This is a genomic window from Paractinoplanes toevensis (assembly GCF_018332695.1).
Classification (GTDB): Bacteria; Actinomycetota; Actinomycetes; order Mycobacteriales; family Micromonosporaceae; genus Actinoplanes; species Actinoplanes toevensis.
Map to the genome: position 1 here is coordinate 98,494 of NZ_BOQN01000062.1, position 15,339 is coordinate 113,832.

Here is a 15,339-nt window from a genome sequence, read left to right on the forward strand (position 1 = left end):
CTCACACCGTCCGAAGGTCGAGAGCATGGCGGATGAAGTCGTTGTCGTTGCCGGCCGACCACCAGATCACCCCGGCGCGGTAGCCCACGTCGAAGGCGTCCGGACTGATCACGACGGACCGGCGGGTGCCGATCTCGTACGCGATGAGCTGGATGTGGTTGGTCAGTTGAGCGTTCTGATCGATCTTGCCGAGAATGGTGAACCGGCCGAGCGGCGCCGGATCGCTCAGCACGGCCGCCACCGTGCCGTCCCCGACCTGCCGGCGCTGCGTCCCGTCGGCCCGCAGCAGGTCGACCACGCTCCCGCCGTCGTCGATCCGGGTGATCCGGCACCAGACCGGGTCGCACTGCGTCTCGCCGCGCCAGGACGCCGGCATCTTCCGCACCTCGCCGGTGACCACGTTGCGCAGTTCGGTGGTGCCGGCCGCGGCGGTTGTCCCGTCGGCGAGCCAGGGCCAGGCCGACAGCTTCCAGTCGCCGTCCACCGGCCGGCTCTCCACCGCCCCGCCGTCCAGCGCGATCGAGCGGACCAGCGTCGTACCCTGCGGCCCGCCGGCGACCCAGCGCACCCGCCCGTCCGCGAGAAGCAGGTCGGATTCGGAGTCGTCGGATTTGAGGTCGCCGACATCGGCGGTGAGCCGGCGGGCCGGGCCGCCGGCGACGTCGGCGCGCCAGAGGGCGGCCGCGGTGCGGTTGCTCCGTTCGACCCAGACCAGCACTTTCCCGTCGGTGACGACCGCCGGGAACGACGGGTAGTCGCGCTGGGACAGGGACCGGATGGTGCGCACCGACCCGCTCCGCTGCCGCAGGAGCAGCCGCTGCTGCCGCCCGTCGGCGCTGAGCGCGCTGCCGACCGAGGTCTGCGCGTCGAGGAAGGCGAGCGGCCGGTACGCGGTGCCGTCCGCCAGATCGGCCGCGATCACCGCCCGCTCGGCCTGCGGCCAGGCGAGAGCGGCGGCCACCGGAGCGGGCGGCGGCGATCGGTCGACGCTGGGCAGCACCAGCAGGGCGACGCTGGCCGCGATCGCGGTCAGCGTCGCGGCCGGCTGGAGACGTGTCCTCACAACGGATTACTACGCACGCGACGACCGTACGGCTCAGACCGCCGCCGGTGAAGGCGGGCCGAGCGGATGCGCGCCTTCCGGCCGGAGGCCGTCGATGACCATGGCCAGGTAGCGCCGCCACAGGTCGGGCGCCGCGCCCGGCACGAAGCTGACCACGTGGGCCGGGACGCACATCATCAGGATCACGTCGAGGCCGGTGACGTCGGTGCGCACCGCGCCGGCCGCCTGTGCCCGCTCGACCAGCGCGATGATCGCCCGGTAGAGCCGCTCGCGGGCGTCCCGGAGCTGGTCGTTGATGTCGCCCGAGTCGCGCAGGAACGAGAAGTCGAGCTGCTGCTGCCGGCCGGCCGCCTCGTCCAGGAAGGCGAACAGCGCCGGGCCGGCGTCGTCGGCGAGGTAGAGCTCGCGGGCCAGCGCCGCGAGCGATTCGATCCGGTCCAGGACGATCGCCGCCAGCAGATCGTCCTTGGTCGGGAAGTGCCGGAACACCGTGCCCTTGCCCACCCCGGCCCGGCGGGCGATGTCGGCCACCGACGCGCTCATCCCCCGCGCGGCGAACTCCTCGGCGGCCGCCGCCAGCAGCATGGATCGGTTGCGAGCGGCGTCGGCACGCAGGGATCGGGTCACCTCGGAACACTAACAAGTTGACCGAGCGGTCCGCTTAGGCCTAACGTGACCGCACGGTCCGCTTAACCGAGGAGTTCCGAAGATGAAGGCACTGACCGCCCACCGGTACGGCCCGCCCGAGCAGCTCGTGCTCGACGATCTGCCGGTTCCGCACGCCGGGCCCGGCCAGATCCAGGTCCGGATCGCCGCCGCCTCGATCAACCCGCTCGACCTGCGCCTGCCGCGCGGCGACTTCGCCCAGCTGCCGGTGACCTTCCCGCACGTGCCGGGCAACGACTTCGCCGGCACGGTGACCGAGGTCGGCGCGGGCGTGACCGGCTACCACCGAGGCGACGAGGTGTTCGGCCACGCCGTCCCGCACGCGCTCCGGGCGATGGCCGGCGCGAAGAAGCCGTCGCTGACCACCGGGACGCTGGCCGAGTACGCGGTCTTCGAGGCCGACACCCCGTTCATCGCCCACCGGCCGGAGACGCTCGACGTCGCCCAGGCCGCCGCCCTGCCCACGGTCGGCATCACCGCGCTGGCCCTGCTGAAGACCGCCCGGATCACCGAGGGCGAGACCGTGCTGGTCGTCGGAGCCACCGGCGGCGTCGGCACGACGGTCCTCCCCCGGATAACCGGAAAGGTGATCGCCACCGGCAAACCCGGGGACGCCGACCTGCTCCGCGAGCGGGGCGCCGCCGAGGTCATCGACTACGGCGACTACCCGAAGGACGTGGACGTCGCGCTCAACCTGGTGCTGCCCAGCGACGAGCTCAACGACGTCGCGAACGCCCTCAAACCGGGCGGCCGCCTCTACACGATCACGTTCCCGATGCCGCGGCCCGGCTTCATCGACCGCGACGACGTGCTGTTCGAGCTGGTCCTGGACGTGGCCGGCGACCTCGCCGGGATGCGCGAGGTGGCCGAGACCGGCCTCACCGCGACGATCGGCCGGCGCTACCCCTTCGAGCAGGCCGGCCAGGCCATCACGGACTTCGCGAACCGGCACACGACCGGGAAACTAGTCGTCCTCGTCGGCGGACTCGACTGACTCGCGGGACTCGCCGGCCGGGCCCTCGTCGCCGGCCGCCTTGTACAGCGCCGCGACCTCCGCGTTGGACAGGTGCCGGAACCCACCCGGCCGCAGGTTACCGAGCCGGATCGGCCCGACCGAGGTGCGGATCAGCCGGGTGACCGGGTGGCCGACGGCCTCCATCATGCGGCGCACGATGTGCTTGCGCCCCTCGTGCAGGACCAGCTCCACCTGCGCGGACTTGCCGAGCGCGCCGACCAGCTTGAACGCGTCGACGCGCGCCGGACCGTCCTCCAGCTCGACGCCGGACAGCAGCTGCCGGCCCACGTTGCGGGCCAGCGGCCCGTTGGTGACCTCGGCCAGGTAGGTCTTGGAGGTCTCGTACCGCGGGTGGGTCAGCCGGTTGGTCAGCTCACCGTCGTTGGTGAGCAGCAGCAGGCCCTCGCTGTCGGCGTCGAGCCGGCCGACGTGGTGCAGGCGCTGCGGGAACTGCGCGAGGAAGTCGGCCAGCTCACTGCGGCCCTTCTCGTCGTCGAGCGACGACACCACCCCGCGGGGCTTGTTCAACGCGATGTACATCAGCTTGGTGTCGGTGATCACCCGCTGCCCGTCGACGCGGATCTCGGCGTTGGCGGGGTCGACCTTGTCGCCGAGCTTGGCGACCCTTCCGTTGACGGTGACCCGCCGCCGGAAGATCAGATCTTCGCAGGCACGGCGGGACCCCAAACCGGCGGCAGCCAGCACTTTCTGGAGGCGTTCGGCGGTGTCAGCCTGGGGCATCGAGTACTTCTTCCACATCGTCGGGCAGGAACGGGGCGAGCGGCGGAAGCTGGTCAACCGAGTTGAGGCCGAGCTTCTCGAGGAAGAGGTCGGTGGTCCGGTACAGATGTGCCCCGGTTTCACCCTCGACGCCGCATTCCTCGATCAGGCCGCGCGTAGCAAGGGTACGCATGACCCCGTCACAGTTGACGCCGCGGATGGCCGAGATGCGAGACCGGGTCACCGGCTGCTTGTAGGCGACCACCGCGAGCGTCTCCAGCGCGGCCTGGGTGAGCCGCACCGACTGCCCGTCGAGCACGAACCGTTCCACGTAGGCCGCGTACTCCGGCCGGGTGTAGAGACGCCAGCCACCCGCGGCCCGCCGCAGGTCGAACCCGTGCCCGGCCGCCGTGTAGCGCGCCGAGATGTTCTCCAGCAAGACCCCCACCCGCTCGGTGGGCTGCTCCAGGATCTGCGCAAGCTGCATCTCCGCGACGGGCTCGTCGACGACGAGCAAAATCGCTTCCAGCGCCGCGGTCAATTCCGCTTCATCGGAGAGGTCCGGCAGATCATCCGCTTCCGCGATTTCCGCCGTACGGGCATCAACTTCCACAACCGCACCGGCACCGCCCCGCTTACCGCGAGCCTGTTCCGGCACCGCCGCGCCGGCCTGCGCCCGCTGGAGTTCCGTCGGGGTGGTGAGCCGAACTTCCGCCACGTCGTCCCGCTCGTCGGCAAACGGCAGATCAACCTCGTCGTCGTCGCCGACGTCATCATCCGCGGCCACATCGAACATGCTCCCCGCGTCGTCCCCGTCCGCGAGAAGCGGCGCGTCAGCCGGCACCCCGTCCGGCTCGCCCTCATCCTCGACGGCCTCTTCGACCGCCTCGGGCACCGCAAGATCAGGCCCGATCTCAGCATCGGTCGGCTCCGGCTCGTCAAACTCGGCCTCAGCGTCAACCGGAGCATCGACGCTGACCGGCGCGTCATCCCCCAGCGCAGCCCGCTCCGGCTCATCGTCGCCCAGCTCAGCCCGCTCCGGCTCGTCGTCGCCCAACGCGGCCCGCACCGGCTCGTCGTCGTCCAGCGCAGCCCGCTCCGGCTCGTCGTCGCCTACCGCGGCCTGCTCCGGCTCGTCGTCGACGTCGGTCTCCTCGAGACCGTGAGCTTGGGCCGACAAATCCGACTTGTCGGCATCGGCGGCCGCGGCTCCGTCCTCGTCGTAGCCCGGCGGGTTCGCGCCCTCGAACTCCTCGTCGAAGTCGTCGTCATCGTCGGAGAGCCCAGCCTCCGACAACTCCTCGTCGTCGGCCGACTCGGTGCCCTCCCCGGCGCGACGAGCCTCGTCCTCGGCGGCAGCCTGATAGGCGCGGTCCGGCGGGCGCTGCTGACGCTCCCACGGCGGCACCCAGGCCGCAGCCTGGTCCGCGAGCGTATCGGGCCGCTCGTCGTCACTCACGATCGCTCTTCCTCCACCGCAGCCGGAGCCGCGTCGTCATCCCCACCAAGATCAAGACGATCCTCAGGCACGTCAAATCTGCCCGCCGGGAGATCCCCCAGGTCGGACACAATCGCACCGAATGTGCCCACCCCACCAACTCCCGAACCGTCGCCGTCGCCGTCGAGGTCACCGTCTCCGTCGAGGTCACCGTCTCCGTCGCTCTCGAGGGCGCCGTCGTTGTCGAGGTCACCGTCGCCGTCGTTCTCGCCATCGCTCCTGAGGGCGCCGTCGTTCTTGAGGTCACCGCGGCTGTCGAGATCGCCGTCGAGATCGCCGTCGTTCTCGCCATCGCCGTCGCCGTCGCTCTTGAGGGCGCCGCGGTTGTCGAGGCCGCCGTCGAGATCGCCGTCGCCGTCGCCGTCGTTCTCGCCATCGCCGTCGCCGTCGCTCTTGAGGGCGCCGCGGTTGTCGAGGCCGCCGTCGCCGTCGGGGTCGCCGTTGCCGTCGGGGTCGCCGTCTTCGTCGTCGCCGTCGAGGTCGAGGTCGAGGTCGAGGTCGTGCCAGTTGCCGTCGGAGTCCGGAAGCTCCACCTCATCGGACATTTCCGATTCATCCCCCGGGAGCGGCTCGGCGGCCGTGTCCGGTTCGGGTGCGCTGCCCTCGTAGTCGTCGATGTCCAGTTCGGCGTCGGAGGCCTCGCCGCCGACCCAGCGCACGGTCAGCTCGTCGAGCGACACCGGCTGCTCGAACTCGATCAGCCCCTCGCGGTAGAGCTCCAGCAACGCCAGGAACCGGGCGACCACCTCGAGCGTGTTCTCGCAGTCGGCCACCAGCAGAGTGAACGTCGCGCTGCCGGCCCGGCGCAACCGGTCGCGCAGCAGCTGGGCGTGCTCGCGGACGCTGACCCGGGCCTGGTGGATGTGCGCGATCGACACCAGTGGCGGCCCGGGCTTGGGCGTGAACTGCTTCAACGCCAGCTTGAACAGCCGCTCGACCCCGATGCCGAGCACCAGATCGGGCAGCGCCTCGGCATAACGCGGCTCCATCGACACGGCCCGGGGGTAACGCTTGGCCCCCGTGCCCTCCAAATCCGAGATGAAAGCCGCGGCCTCCTTGAAGGCCTTGTATTGCAGCAGCCGGGCGAAGAGCAGGTCACGCGCCTCGAGCAGGGCGAGGTCTTCCTCGTCCTCGACCTCGGCGGCGGGCAGCAGCCGGGCCGCCTTGAGGTCGAGCAGGGTGGCCGCCACCAGCAGGAACTCGCTGGCCTCGTCGAGGTCCCAGTCGTCGCCCATCGCCCGGATGTAGGCGATGAAGTCGTCGGTGACGGTGTGCAGCGCGACCTCGGTGACGTCGAGCTTGTGCTTGCCGATCAGCTGAAGCAGCAGGTCGAACGGCCCGGTGAAGTTGACGAGCCGCACGGTGAATTTGCCCGAATCCTCGGTGGGGATCTCGGGTGCATCGGGGGCGACGGGCTCTTCAGGCACCTGCTGACCGTAGACCACCGGTACGACAACCTGTTCCGGGCTCACACCGGCACCAACGCACCAAGATCACGGGGGTGACGGGCCTGCTATCCCCAGATGCGGACGAAGACCAGGCCGAGCGCGTTGAGGATGCGCAGCAGGAACGGGTAGCCGAACGGGAAGAAGCAGCAGATCAGCAGGATCAGGACGCCGACGTTCTTCTCCTCGAACCACAGCCGCATCCACTGGATGCTCGGCCCGGGCCGGCGCAGCGCGTTGTAGAGGATGCCGAAGCCGTCGAGCGGTGGGATCGGGATGATCGCGAGCAGGCCGAAGGCGAGCAGCCCGACGCCGAGCGACAGCAGGATGGTCTCGCCGTACGGCAGGGAGACCCCGAGCAGCACGTCGGCCGGGCCCATCACGGACAGGAAGTTCTCGGGGTAGACCACCGAGTACACCGCGAGCAGGATCTCGCCGAGAACGATGCAGCTCAGCGGCCCGGCGGCGAACACCGCGGCCGCGCGGCCCCGGCCGCGGTAACGCGGGATGTCGTCGACGGAGAGCATCTTGCCCCAGCCCATGCCGCCGAGGGCGGCGGCGACGGCGCCGAACGGGTCGACGTCCTCGCGGAGCCGGGGCGCGATGCCTTCCTTGCGGTCGGCGAGACCCAGGCTTCGTGCGGTGAGGCGTACGGCCACCGCGCGCACGATCAGTCCGAGGAGGAAGGAGACCACCAGGGCGGCAAAAGCCACCGGCGTGCCGAGAGCGAAGAGCAACGGATCAGCCGCGTTCGACCTTGGCGGCGATGACCTCGCGGGCCAGCTGCCGGTAGTTGCGGGCACCGGACGAGGCCGGGTCGAGTGTCGTGATCGGCGCGCCGGCCACGGTGGACTCGGGGAACTTGACCGTCTTGGTGATGACCGTCTGGTAGACCTTGTCGCCGAACGCCTCGACCACCCGCTGCAGCACCTGGCGGCAGTGGGTGGTGCGGGAGTCGTACATGGTCGCGAGGATGCCCTCGAGCTCGAGGTCGAAGTTGAGTCGCTCGCGCACCTTGTCGATGGTGTCGAGCAGCAGTGCCACACCGCGAAGCGAGAAGAACTCGCACTCGAGCGGGACGAGCACGCCGTGCGCGATGGTCAGCGCGTTGATCGCCAGCAGGCCCAGCGAGGGCTGGCAGTCGATCAGGATGAAGTCGTACTCCTTGCGGACCGACCGCAGCGCCCGGGCCAGCGCCATCTCGCGCGCGACCTCGTTGACCAGCTGGATCTCGGCGGCCGACAGGTCGATGTTGGCGGGCAGCAGGTGCAGGCCGGCCACATCGGTCTTGATGATGACGTCCTCGGTGGCGACGTCGTCCTGCATGAGCAGGTTGTAGATGCTCAGGTCGAGGTTGTGCGGGTTGACGCCGAGGCCGACCGAGCAGGCACCCTGCGGGTCGAAGTCGACGAGCAGGACCTTCCGCCCGTACTCCGCGAGGGCCGCGCCCAGGTTGATGGTCGTCGTCGTCTTGCCGACGCCACCTTTCTGGTTGGCGAGGGCGATGATCCGCGCGGGGCCGTGCCGGTCGGTCGGCATCGGCTCGGGGATCGGGCGGCGCATCGTGTACGCGGTGGGGTCGGCCGGGCCGAGGTCGGCGCCGAGGTCCAGCGAGTTCTGCTGATCGCGCAGCGCGGAGGTCCAGGCCTCAGCCCGTGAACCGTTGTCCGACATACGCCTTTAGCCCCCTCCCGACTCGCGGCTCAACCGCCGGAGCCGTGGCCCGACTGTACGCCACACGCGCCGCCCGAACGGGGCGCCTCTCCGGCGTGTCGCCATCTATGGGTGCGCAGCGTCTAACGAGCGCGCGGGTGTGCGGTCGCGTACACCTCGCGGAGCCGATCCACGGTGACCAGCGTGTACACCTGCGTCGTGGTCACCGAGGCGTGCCCGAGCAGCTCCTGGACGACGCGCACGTCGGCGCCCCCGTCGAGGAGATGGGTGGCGTAGGAATGGCGCAACGTGTGCGGGCTCACCGCGTGCGGTCCCTCGATCGGCAGCCCCACCGACTGCGCCGCCCGATGTAGGATCGTCCAAGCGCTCTGCCTGGACAGACGACCACCACGAGCGTTGAGGAAGACGGCCGGCGTCCCCTTGCCGTTGGCGACGAGCGCAGGCCTCCCCCGTACCAAATAGGTCTCCAACGCGGCTTTCGCATATGCACCCACCGGAACCAGACGGGTGCGTCCGCCTTTGCCGTGGAGGATCGCGGCGGCCTCGTCGCCGAGATCGAGGTCGTCGATCGCCGCACCCACCGCTTCGGAGATTCGCGCGCCCGTGCCGTAGAGAAACTCCAGCAGCGCTTTGTCCCGCATGCCCAGCGGCGTGTCGTCGGCGACGTCGAGCAGCCGGGTGACCTGGTCGACGTCGAGGGCCTTGGGCAGCCGTTTGGGCGGCGACGGCGGCTTGACCTCGGCCGCCACGTCCACCGCGACCAGGCCTTCCCGGGCGGCGAAACGGTGCAGGCCACGGACCGCGCTGATCGCCCGGGCCGCGCTCGACGACGCCAGCCCCTCCTCGCGCAGCGTGGCGAGGTGATCGGTCACGTCGGCAGCTCGCACCGCCGCAAGATCGTCGGTGGACAGGAAGGCGGCATATCGGTCCAGGTCACGCCGGTAGGACGCGAGGGTGTTGCTCGACAGTCCCCGCTCGACGGCGAGGTGGTCCAGCCAGGTGTCGATGGCCCGCTGAACGCTCAGCTCAGGACCTCGGCCGTCGGCAGGGTCGGCATGCCGTGTGCCTCCGCAACTGGCCCATAGGTGACGTTGCCGTCGAACGTGTTCAGACCCAGGGCCAGCGCGGGGTCGGCTGCCAGGGCCGGGCGCCAGCCGAGATTGGCCAGTTCCAGAGCGTACGGGAGGGTGACGTTGGTCAGCGCGTAGGTGCTCGTGTGCGGGACCGCCCCGGGCATGTTGGCCACGCAGTAGAACATCGACTCGTGCACCTGGTAGACCGGATCGGCGTGCGTGGTCGGCCGCGAGTCCTCGAAGCAGCCGCCCTGGTCGATCGCGATGTCGACCAGCACGCTGCCCGGTTTCATCCGGCTGACCAGGTCGTTGGAGATCAAGTTCGGCGCCTTCGCGCCCGGGACCAGCACGGCGCCGATCACCAGGTCCGCGTCCACGACGGCCTTCTCTATCTCGTACGCGTTGGAGGCGATCGTCTGCAGGTGCCCGCGATAGTCGGCGTCGGCGGCCCGGAGCCGGGCGATGTTGCGGTCGAGCACGAGCACCTCGGCCTGCATGCCGAGCGCGATGGCGGCCGCGTTCATCCCGGAGACGCCGGCGCCGATGACCACGACCTTGGCGGCATAGACCCCGGGAACCCCACCCATGAGTACGCCGCGGCCGCCGCCCGAACGCATCAGGTGGTAGGAGCCGACCTGCGGGGCGAGCCGGCCGGCCACCTCGGACATCGGGGCGAGCAGCGGCAGCGAACGATCGGGCAGCTCGACCGTCTCGTACGCAATGCCGGTGATCTTGCGGTCGAGAAGCGCGTCGGTGCACTCCTTGGAGGCGGCCAGGTGCAGATAGGTGAAAAGCACCTGCCCGGGTCGCATGCGCGGGTATTCCTCGGCGATCGGTTCCTTGACCTTGAGAATCAGGTCGCCCGCCTGCCAGACTTCGTCGGCGCTTCCCAGGATCGTCGCGCCCGCCGACGAGAAGTCGCTGTCGGTGATCGACGAACCGGCGCCCGCTCCGGCCTGGACGTAGACCTCGTGACCCGCTCGGGTGAACTCGAAGACACCCGCGGGCGTGATCGCCACGCGGAACTCATTGTTCTTGATCTCGGTAGGAATGCCGACCTTCACGACCCGGATCCGCCCTTCTCGACGCTGAGTACGGCCGTCCGCAGCCCCACCGCCACCTTGAAGGGCCTGAAGGCTGCTTTCTTGCCGAAGATTACCCCGCGACGACCGCCGCTAACGACCGTTTCGTCCGGTTTGAAGATCGAACTGTATCGAGGTACGAAATAGACGGTGCGGTAAGTTCGCCGCATGCCCCCGGTTGATCTCAACACGTCGGTGCCGCACTCGGCCCGCATCTACGACTACCTGCTCGGCGGCAAGGACAACTTCGAGGCCGACCGCCAGGCCGCCGCCGCGATCGTCAAGAGCTCACCGAGCCTGCCGATCTCCATGCGGGCGAACCGGCAGTACATGGCCCGGGTGGCCCACTACCTGGCAGCCGAGCGAGGCATCCGCCAGTTCCTGGACATCGGCACCGGCCTGCCCACCTCCCCCAACCTGCACGAGGTCGTCCAGCAGGTCGACCCGGCCACCAGGGTCGTCTACGTCGACAACGACCCGATCGTCCTGGTCCATGCGCGGGCCCTGCTGACCTCGGCCCCCGAGGGCGCGACCGCGTACATCGACGCCGACCTGCGCAACGTCGAGCAGATCCTGTCCTCCCCCGAGGTGAAGCAGAACATCGACCCGAGCCGGCCGGTGTCGATCAGCCTGATCGCCGTCCTGCAGTTCGTCACCGACGAGGACGAGGCCCACCGCATCATCGACGGCCTGCTCGCCCCGTTCCCGGCCGGCAGCACCCTGTCCATCTCCACGGTGACCGCGCACAACCCGCAGGCGGTAGCGGCCGCCGCGTCCTACCGGGCCCGTGGCATCGCGGCCAAGGAGCGCACCGACGCCGAGGTGACCGGCCTGTTCCGCGGCCTGGACCTGATAGACCCGGGCGTGGTCCTGGTTAATCGCTGGCGCCCCGACACCGACCCGGTCGACGACGTCCACGTGCAGATGTCCGGCGGCGTAGCGGTGAAGGGCTGACCGCTCCACATAGGAACGCCCACCAGGATCCGGTTACTCCACCAGCCAGCGGCCGGACTGATCACGCCAGCCCTTGGCCAGCCGGGTGCCGGGGAACGGCCCGACCTGCCGCCGCGGCGGCAGCGTCGAATCGAGTTCGACCATGTAGGACGGCATGTTCTCGCGATGCTCGACGGCGGCGATCCGGCCGTAATGCTGAAAATTCAAAATATACGGATCCCGATCGTACGGCGGCAGCACGGTCACCAGGTCGCCCACCTTGAATCCTTCAGTACGTGCAGCCACCTACAGACTGTAGGACGTATCGGTTGCCGGGTGAAGCAACCGTTCGGGCGTCCTCCGCGCGGTAGGCGGCTTGACTTCAACCAAGGTTGAGGTTGCAGGGTGACCTCGTGAGCTTTTCGGAGAGCGAGATCGCGTACCTCGGTAGCCAGCACCTGGGCCGGCTGGCCACCCTGCGCCCGGACGGGACCCTGCAGAACAGTCCGGTCGGCTACCGCTACAACCCCGCCATCGGGACCATCGACATCGCCGGCTTCAACATGGAACGCAGCCACAAGTTCCGCAACGTGGCGGCCACCCACGAGGTGGCGTTCGTGGTCGACGACCTGCCGTCGGTGCAGCCCTGGCGAGTGCGCTGCCTGGAGATCAGGGGCACCGCCGAGGCCCTCGAGGCGCCCGCCGACTCGGCCCACGACAGCCCGGGCCCGATCATCCGCATCCACCCGCGGCGGATCATCGCGTTCGGCCTGGAACAACCCGACACCGAGCCACACCAGCTGGTACCGAACAGCCGCGACGTCGGGTGATTAAGCTGCGGCGGTGGTCCTCACCGACTCCGAACAGCTGACCGCCGCCGAGGCGGGCATCGCGCTGTGGGCCGGGCGGCTCGTGCTGGACGCGCAGCCGCCGGTCGACGACGAAACGCTCGCCGAGGTGGCCGCCCGCTGTGCCGGACCACTGCCGGCGCCGCTGGTCGACCTGTGGCGGACCACGTTCGGCGGCCGGCTCGACTACGACCTGGACGCCGGGGTGTCGTTCACCGAGCTGTTCTATCCCGACAGCGACGGCTACCGGGACCTGTGGGGCTGGATCGACCACGAGTGCGAACTGGCCGCCGAGCACCGGCCCGACTGGGACGGCCGGCTCACCCACCTGCCGTTCGGCGGTTTCGAATACCTCGACCGGATCTACCTGCACACCGCGCCCGGCCCGGAGCACGGCGCGGTCGTCTACTGGCAGCAGGGCCTCCCGCCGGGCTGGGAACTGACCAGCGACGACCGGAACGGCCTGCTCGCTGCCGATCTGACCGCGCTGTTCGACCGGCTGGCCCTGGAACAGGATCCCTGGGCGACCGACGAGGCCGACTCGGGTGACGCGATGCGCGACGCCATCGACTCCCTGGCCGAGAGCAGCGACCAGCACGCCCGTTCCGCCGCCGAGAAGCTGCGCCACATCGTCCGGGCCACCGTGCTGGACTGGCGCGGCGCCCTGGCGGCCGGCACCCTGGCCGCGCAGCGCCGTCTGCGACGGCTGGCGCTGGACCACGCCGCCTCGGCCGGCGACCTGGCCCTGCTCGACCGTCTGGTCACCCTGGGTTGCGACCCCGCCGAGGAGGTACGCAACGGCCTGAGCCCGATCGACCTGGCCCTGCTCGCCGGCGCGACCGGGGTGGCCCGCCACCTGCTCGGCCTCCGGGTCCCGGTCACCAACACCCTGCGGGTGGGCGCCCACACGGTCGATCTGGCGCTGGCCACCGAGCTGCTCGACCGGGGTGCCGCCGTCGACCTGCCGGCCCTGCAGCGTTCCGCGAACAACCCGGACATCGCCGTGGTCCGGCTGCTGGCCACCGCCGTACCCTCCGTCGCGGAGCTGGCCCCCCGCTTCCGCATGCTGGCCGCCCAGGGTGAGGCGGCCGCGGGCCGGGCGTCCGCCCAGGGCGACGCCGCCGCGGCGGAGCGGGAAACGCGCCGGGCCGAGGTGTTTCGGGAACTCGCCTCATACGCGTGATAGGACCCGGTTGATAGGTATTTCCGCCCGAGTACTCATGGCTACGATGCGCGCGTGAATTTGATCTCGGAGGAGCCGGGGCGAGTGCCGACGGCCGCAGAGGAAGACCGGTTCTGGCTGCTCGTCGAGGAGGCCTGGGCGCGACTCGGGCCGGAACCGGCGGCCCTGCGCCGTGAACTGCTCACCCGTGACCTCGACGAGGAGGACGAGGAGCCGTACGCGGTCGAGGAGTGGCTGGACCCGTTCCTGGACTGCCTGCGCACGGCGAGCGGCGAACTGTCCCGGCAGGACCTGGTAGATCTCGACCGGGTGCTGGAACGCAAGCTCTACGAGATCGACCGCGAGGACATCCAGCAGGTCACCGACGGCTCCGACGACGGTTTCCTGTACTGCCGCGGTTTCATAGTCGCGCTCGGCCACGAGTACTACACGGCGGTGAAGCGCGATCCCAGGTTCGCGGTGCTGGACGCCGAGTGCGAGAACATGTGCTACTTCTTCGGCCACCTGCACCAGGAGCGCTTCGGCGAGTGGCCGCAAACCGGCTCCGGCATCAGCCGCGAATCAAACTCCAACGTGGCCGGCTGGGCAAGCTGACACATGCGCGCCCTGATCGTGGGAAACAGCGACGGCATCGGCCTGGCCCTGACCCGCCGGCTGCTGGCCGAGGGCTGGGAGGTCATCGGCCTGTCCCGCCGCCCGGCCCCGGCCGGCGCAGCCCAGGTGGCCGACGTGACCTCCCCCGATTTCCCGGCCGCGGTGGCCGAGGTGGGCGACGTGGACCTGTGCGTCTACGCGGCCGGCATAGGCGACCCGATCGAGAACGACGACCTGACCCAGCAGACCCGCGCCCTCGAGGTAAACCTCCTGGGCGCGGCCCGCACCTGCGAGGTGGTGGCGCCACGCATGCTGGCCGCCGGCCAAGGCCACATAATCGGCCTGTCCAGCCTGGCCGACACCATGATCTCAGCCGAGGCACCCGGCTACGCCGCGTCAAAGGCTGGCCTCACGTCCTACCTGCTGAGCCTGGACGCGGCGCTACGCCCACGCGGGGTCGCCGTCACGGCCGTGCGCTTCGGCTTCGTAGACACCAAAATGGCAAAGTCCCCGGTAACCCCATTCAAGATCTCCCCGGAGAAGGCGGTGGACGTACTGATGCGCTGCATCCAAACCCGCCCAGCCGTCGTCTCCTACCCCCGCCGGATGGCCGCCCTGACCGGAACCGCGGGCGCCCTGCTCCGAGCCCGCGCCCGCCTGCGCCGCAGGTGATCCCCGGCGTCCTTGAATGCTCAAACCGTTTCTACGGCAACGAGCCGCCTGGTCTGAGATCGCGAATCTGTCGATTTCGGCGCGCCCGGCCAGGCGGACGATAAGGTATTTTGCATCCGCCGAGAATCGTTCTTACGCACGCCTGGATGACGCTGTTTCCAGAGTTACTCTCTCTTTCCTGCCACTTCCCGATCGGGTGGCGCCGACTAATTCAGCAGCGGTAGTGTCGCGGCCAACGTTGCGGCGGCTCTCGACTCTCGCTCTCGCTCTCGGGAAAGCGCCGCGGTCGAATGGGAGGTAGATGGTGCGCAGTAGCGAGCGGTCAATGTCGTTCGTTGTGCCGCGCCAATCCGCCACCGCGGGTGGGCCCCGATCCGCCGACTCAACTCGACGCGGCCCGCGCCGGCCCCTAAGGCCCGCGCGCCTCCGCTGCCCCCGGCCTGCGGTGTGAGCCCGGCGCGCGCAGAATGCGCCGGCGTCACTGCCCCGGTCAGCCATGCGGCCACGGCCCGGCCAGTGGTATCCGCCCGGTGTCCGGGCTCGGCGCATGCCCGGGGCCTCCACCCTGCGTCCAGGCTCGGCGCGCCCCAGAGCTTCCGCTTGGTGTCCAGGCCCGACGCACACCGGAGCCTCCACCCGGGGCCCAGGCTCGGCACACACCAAAGCTTCCGCCCGACACCCCAGCCCAGCACACGCCGGAGCTTGCGGCCGCTGGGCGGGAGCGGCCTGATCGGCGAGGCTGGGCGGCTGCGGGCCAGGTGACGACAGGTCGCACTCGACTGAGACATCACGCCCGGGCGACGGCCGCTGGGGCAAGGTCGCCTCGTCGGGCCAGATCAGTGGCGGGACCGGCTCGGCCTCGTCGTGCAGGCC

The 15,339-nt window shown here is 70.1% G+C and carries 15 protein-coding genes and 1 pseudogene; 6 read left to right on the plus strand and 10 right to left on the minus strand.

The features are described from left to right. Position 1: 1 nt before the first annotated feature. Both Ato02nite_RS24150 and Ato02nite_RS24155 read right to left on the minus strand, forming a co-directional pair. The gene (locus tag Ato02nite_RS24150; RefSeq protein ID WP_213008878.1) at positions 2–1,063 is read right to left on the minus strand and encodes a hypothetical protein; all 1,062 of its coding nucleotides are present in this window, start codon (positions 1,061–1,063) and stop codon (positions 2–4) included. A gap of 33 nt (positions 1,064–1,096) precedes the next feature. Then, complete coding sequence (locus tag Ato02nite_RS24155; RefSeq protein ID WP_213008879.1) at positions 1,097–1,690, minus strand: TetR/AcrR family transcriptional regulator; 594 nt, start codon at positions 1,688–1,690, stop codon at positions 1,097–1,099. A gap of 82 nt (positions 1,691–1,772) precedes the next feature. Here Ato02nite_RS24155 and Ato02nite_RS24160 point away from each other — a divergent pair, with 82 nt between their 5' ends. Further along, positions 1,773–2,723, plus strand: a complete 951-nt coding sequence (locus Ato02nite_RS24160) for an NADP-dependent oxidoreductase (RefSeq protein WP_213008880.1) — start codon at positions 1,773–1,775, stop codon at positions 2,721–2,723. Here Ato02nite_RS24160 and Ato02nite_RS24165 read toward each other — a convergent pair. The 7 genes and pseudogenes from Ato02nite_RS24165 to ald form a co-directional block, all read right to left on the minus strand. Beyond that, positions 2,694–3,503 carry a pseudouridine synthase gene (locus Ato02nite_RS24165; protein WP_213008881.1) on the minus strand — a complete coding sequence of 270 codons (810 nt, stop codon included), beginning with the start codon at positions 3,501–3,503 and terminating at the stop codon, positions 2,694–2,696. The two genes, Ato02nite_RS24160 and Ato02nite_RS24165, sit on opposite strands and share 30 nt — an antisense overlap. Then, positions 3,472–4,260, minus strand: a complete 789-nt coding sequence (gene scpB / locus Ato02nite_RS51815) for an SMC-Scp complex subunit ScpB (protein ID WP_438873067.1) — start codon at positions 4,258–4,260, stop codon at positions 3,472–3,474. Before scpB ends, Ato02nite_RS24165 begins: the two co-directional genes overlap by 32 nt. Before the next feature lie 1,268 nt (positions 4,261–5,528). After that, positions 5,529–6,389: pseudogene (locus tag Ato02nite_RS24175) on the minus strand (segregation and condensation protein A); the annotation flags it as partial. 86 nt (positions 6,390–6,475) lie between these two features. Beyond that, a complete protein-coding gene (locus Ato02nite_RS24180; RefSeq protein WP_213008883.1) occupies positions 6,476–7,144 on the minus strand; it encodes a zinc metalloprotease in 669 nt (222 codons plus the stop codon). 4 nt (positions 7,145–7,148) lie between these two features. Beyond that, positions 7,149–8,081, minus strand: a complete 933-nt coding sequence (locus tag Ato02nite_RS24185; RefSeq protein ID WP_213008884.1) for a ParA family protein — start codon at positions 8,079–8,081, stop codon at positions 7,149–7,151. Between the two features lie 122 nt (positions 8,082–8,203). Then, a complete protein-coding gene (locus Ato02nite_RS24190) occupies positions 8,204–9,106 on the minus strand; it encodes a site-specific tyrosine recombinase XerD (RefSeq protein WP_213008902.1) in 903 nt (300 codons plus the stop codon). Then, complete coding sequence (ald, locus tag Ato02nite_RS24195; RefSeq protein ID WP_213008885.1) at positions 9,103–10,218, minus strand: alanine dehydrogenase; 1,116 nt, start codon at positions 10,216–10,218, stop codon at positions 9,103–9,105. Before ald ends, Ato02nite_RS24190 begins: the two co-directional genes overlap by 4 nt. A 186-nt stretch (positions 10,219–10,404) precedes the next feature. On the opposite strand from ald, the gene Ato02nite_RS24200 reads away from it, so the two are divergent. Next, complete coding sequence (locus tag Ato02nite_RS24200; protein WP_213008886.1) at positions 10,405–11,190, plus strand: SAM-dependent methyltransferase; 786 nt, start codon at positions 10,405–10,407, stop codon at positions 11,188–11,190. A 33-nt stretch (positions 11,191–11,223) separates the two neighbouring features. On the opposite strand, the gene Ato02nite_RS24205 is transcribed toward Ato02nite_RS24200, so the two are convergent. Continuing rightward, positions 11,224–11,448: a hypothetical protein gene (locus Ato02nite_RS24205; protein ID WP_213008887.1), complete on the minus strand. Its 225-nt coding sequence runs from the start codon at positions 11,446–11,448 to the stop codon at positions 11,224–11,226. 134 nt (positions 11,449–11,582) lie between these two features. Here Ato02nite_RS24205 and Ato02nite_RS24210 point away from each other — a divergent pair, with 134 nt between their 5' ends. The 4 genes from Ato02nite_RS24210 to Ato02nite_RS24225 are packed head-to-tail and all read left to right on the plus strand — an operon-like array spanning position 11,583 to position 14,466. Next, entirely contained in the window at positions 11,583–11,999 is a 417-nt protein-coding gene (locus Ato02nite_RS24210; protein WP_213008888.1) for a PPOX class F420-dependent oxidoreductase, read from the plus strand. A 13-nt stretch (positions 12,000–12,012) separates the two neighbouring features. After that, positions 12,013–13,200: an SMI1/KNR4 family protein gene (locus tag Ato02nite_RS24215; RefSeq protein ID WP_213008889.1), complete on the plus strand. Its 1,188-nt coding sequence runs from the start codon at positions 12,013–12,015 to the stop codon at positions 13,198–13,200. Between the two features lie 54 nt (positions 13,201–13,254). Then, complete coding sequence (locus tag Ato02nite_RS24220; protein ID WP_246607360.1) at positions 13,255–13,794, plus strand: DUF4240 domain-containing protein; 540 nt, start codon at positions 13,255–13,257, stop codon at positions 13,792–13,794. A gap of 3 nt (positions 13,795–13,797) precedes the next feature. Further along, positions 13,798–14,466 (plus strand): SDR family NAD(P)-dependent oxidoreductase, encoded by a 669-nt coding sequence (locus tag Ato02nite_RS24225; RefSeq protein ID WP_213008890.1) that lies wholly within the window; start codon positions 13,798–13,800, stop codon positions 14,464–14,466. The last annotated feature ends 873 nt before the right edge of the window (positions 14,467–15,339 follow it).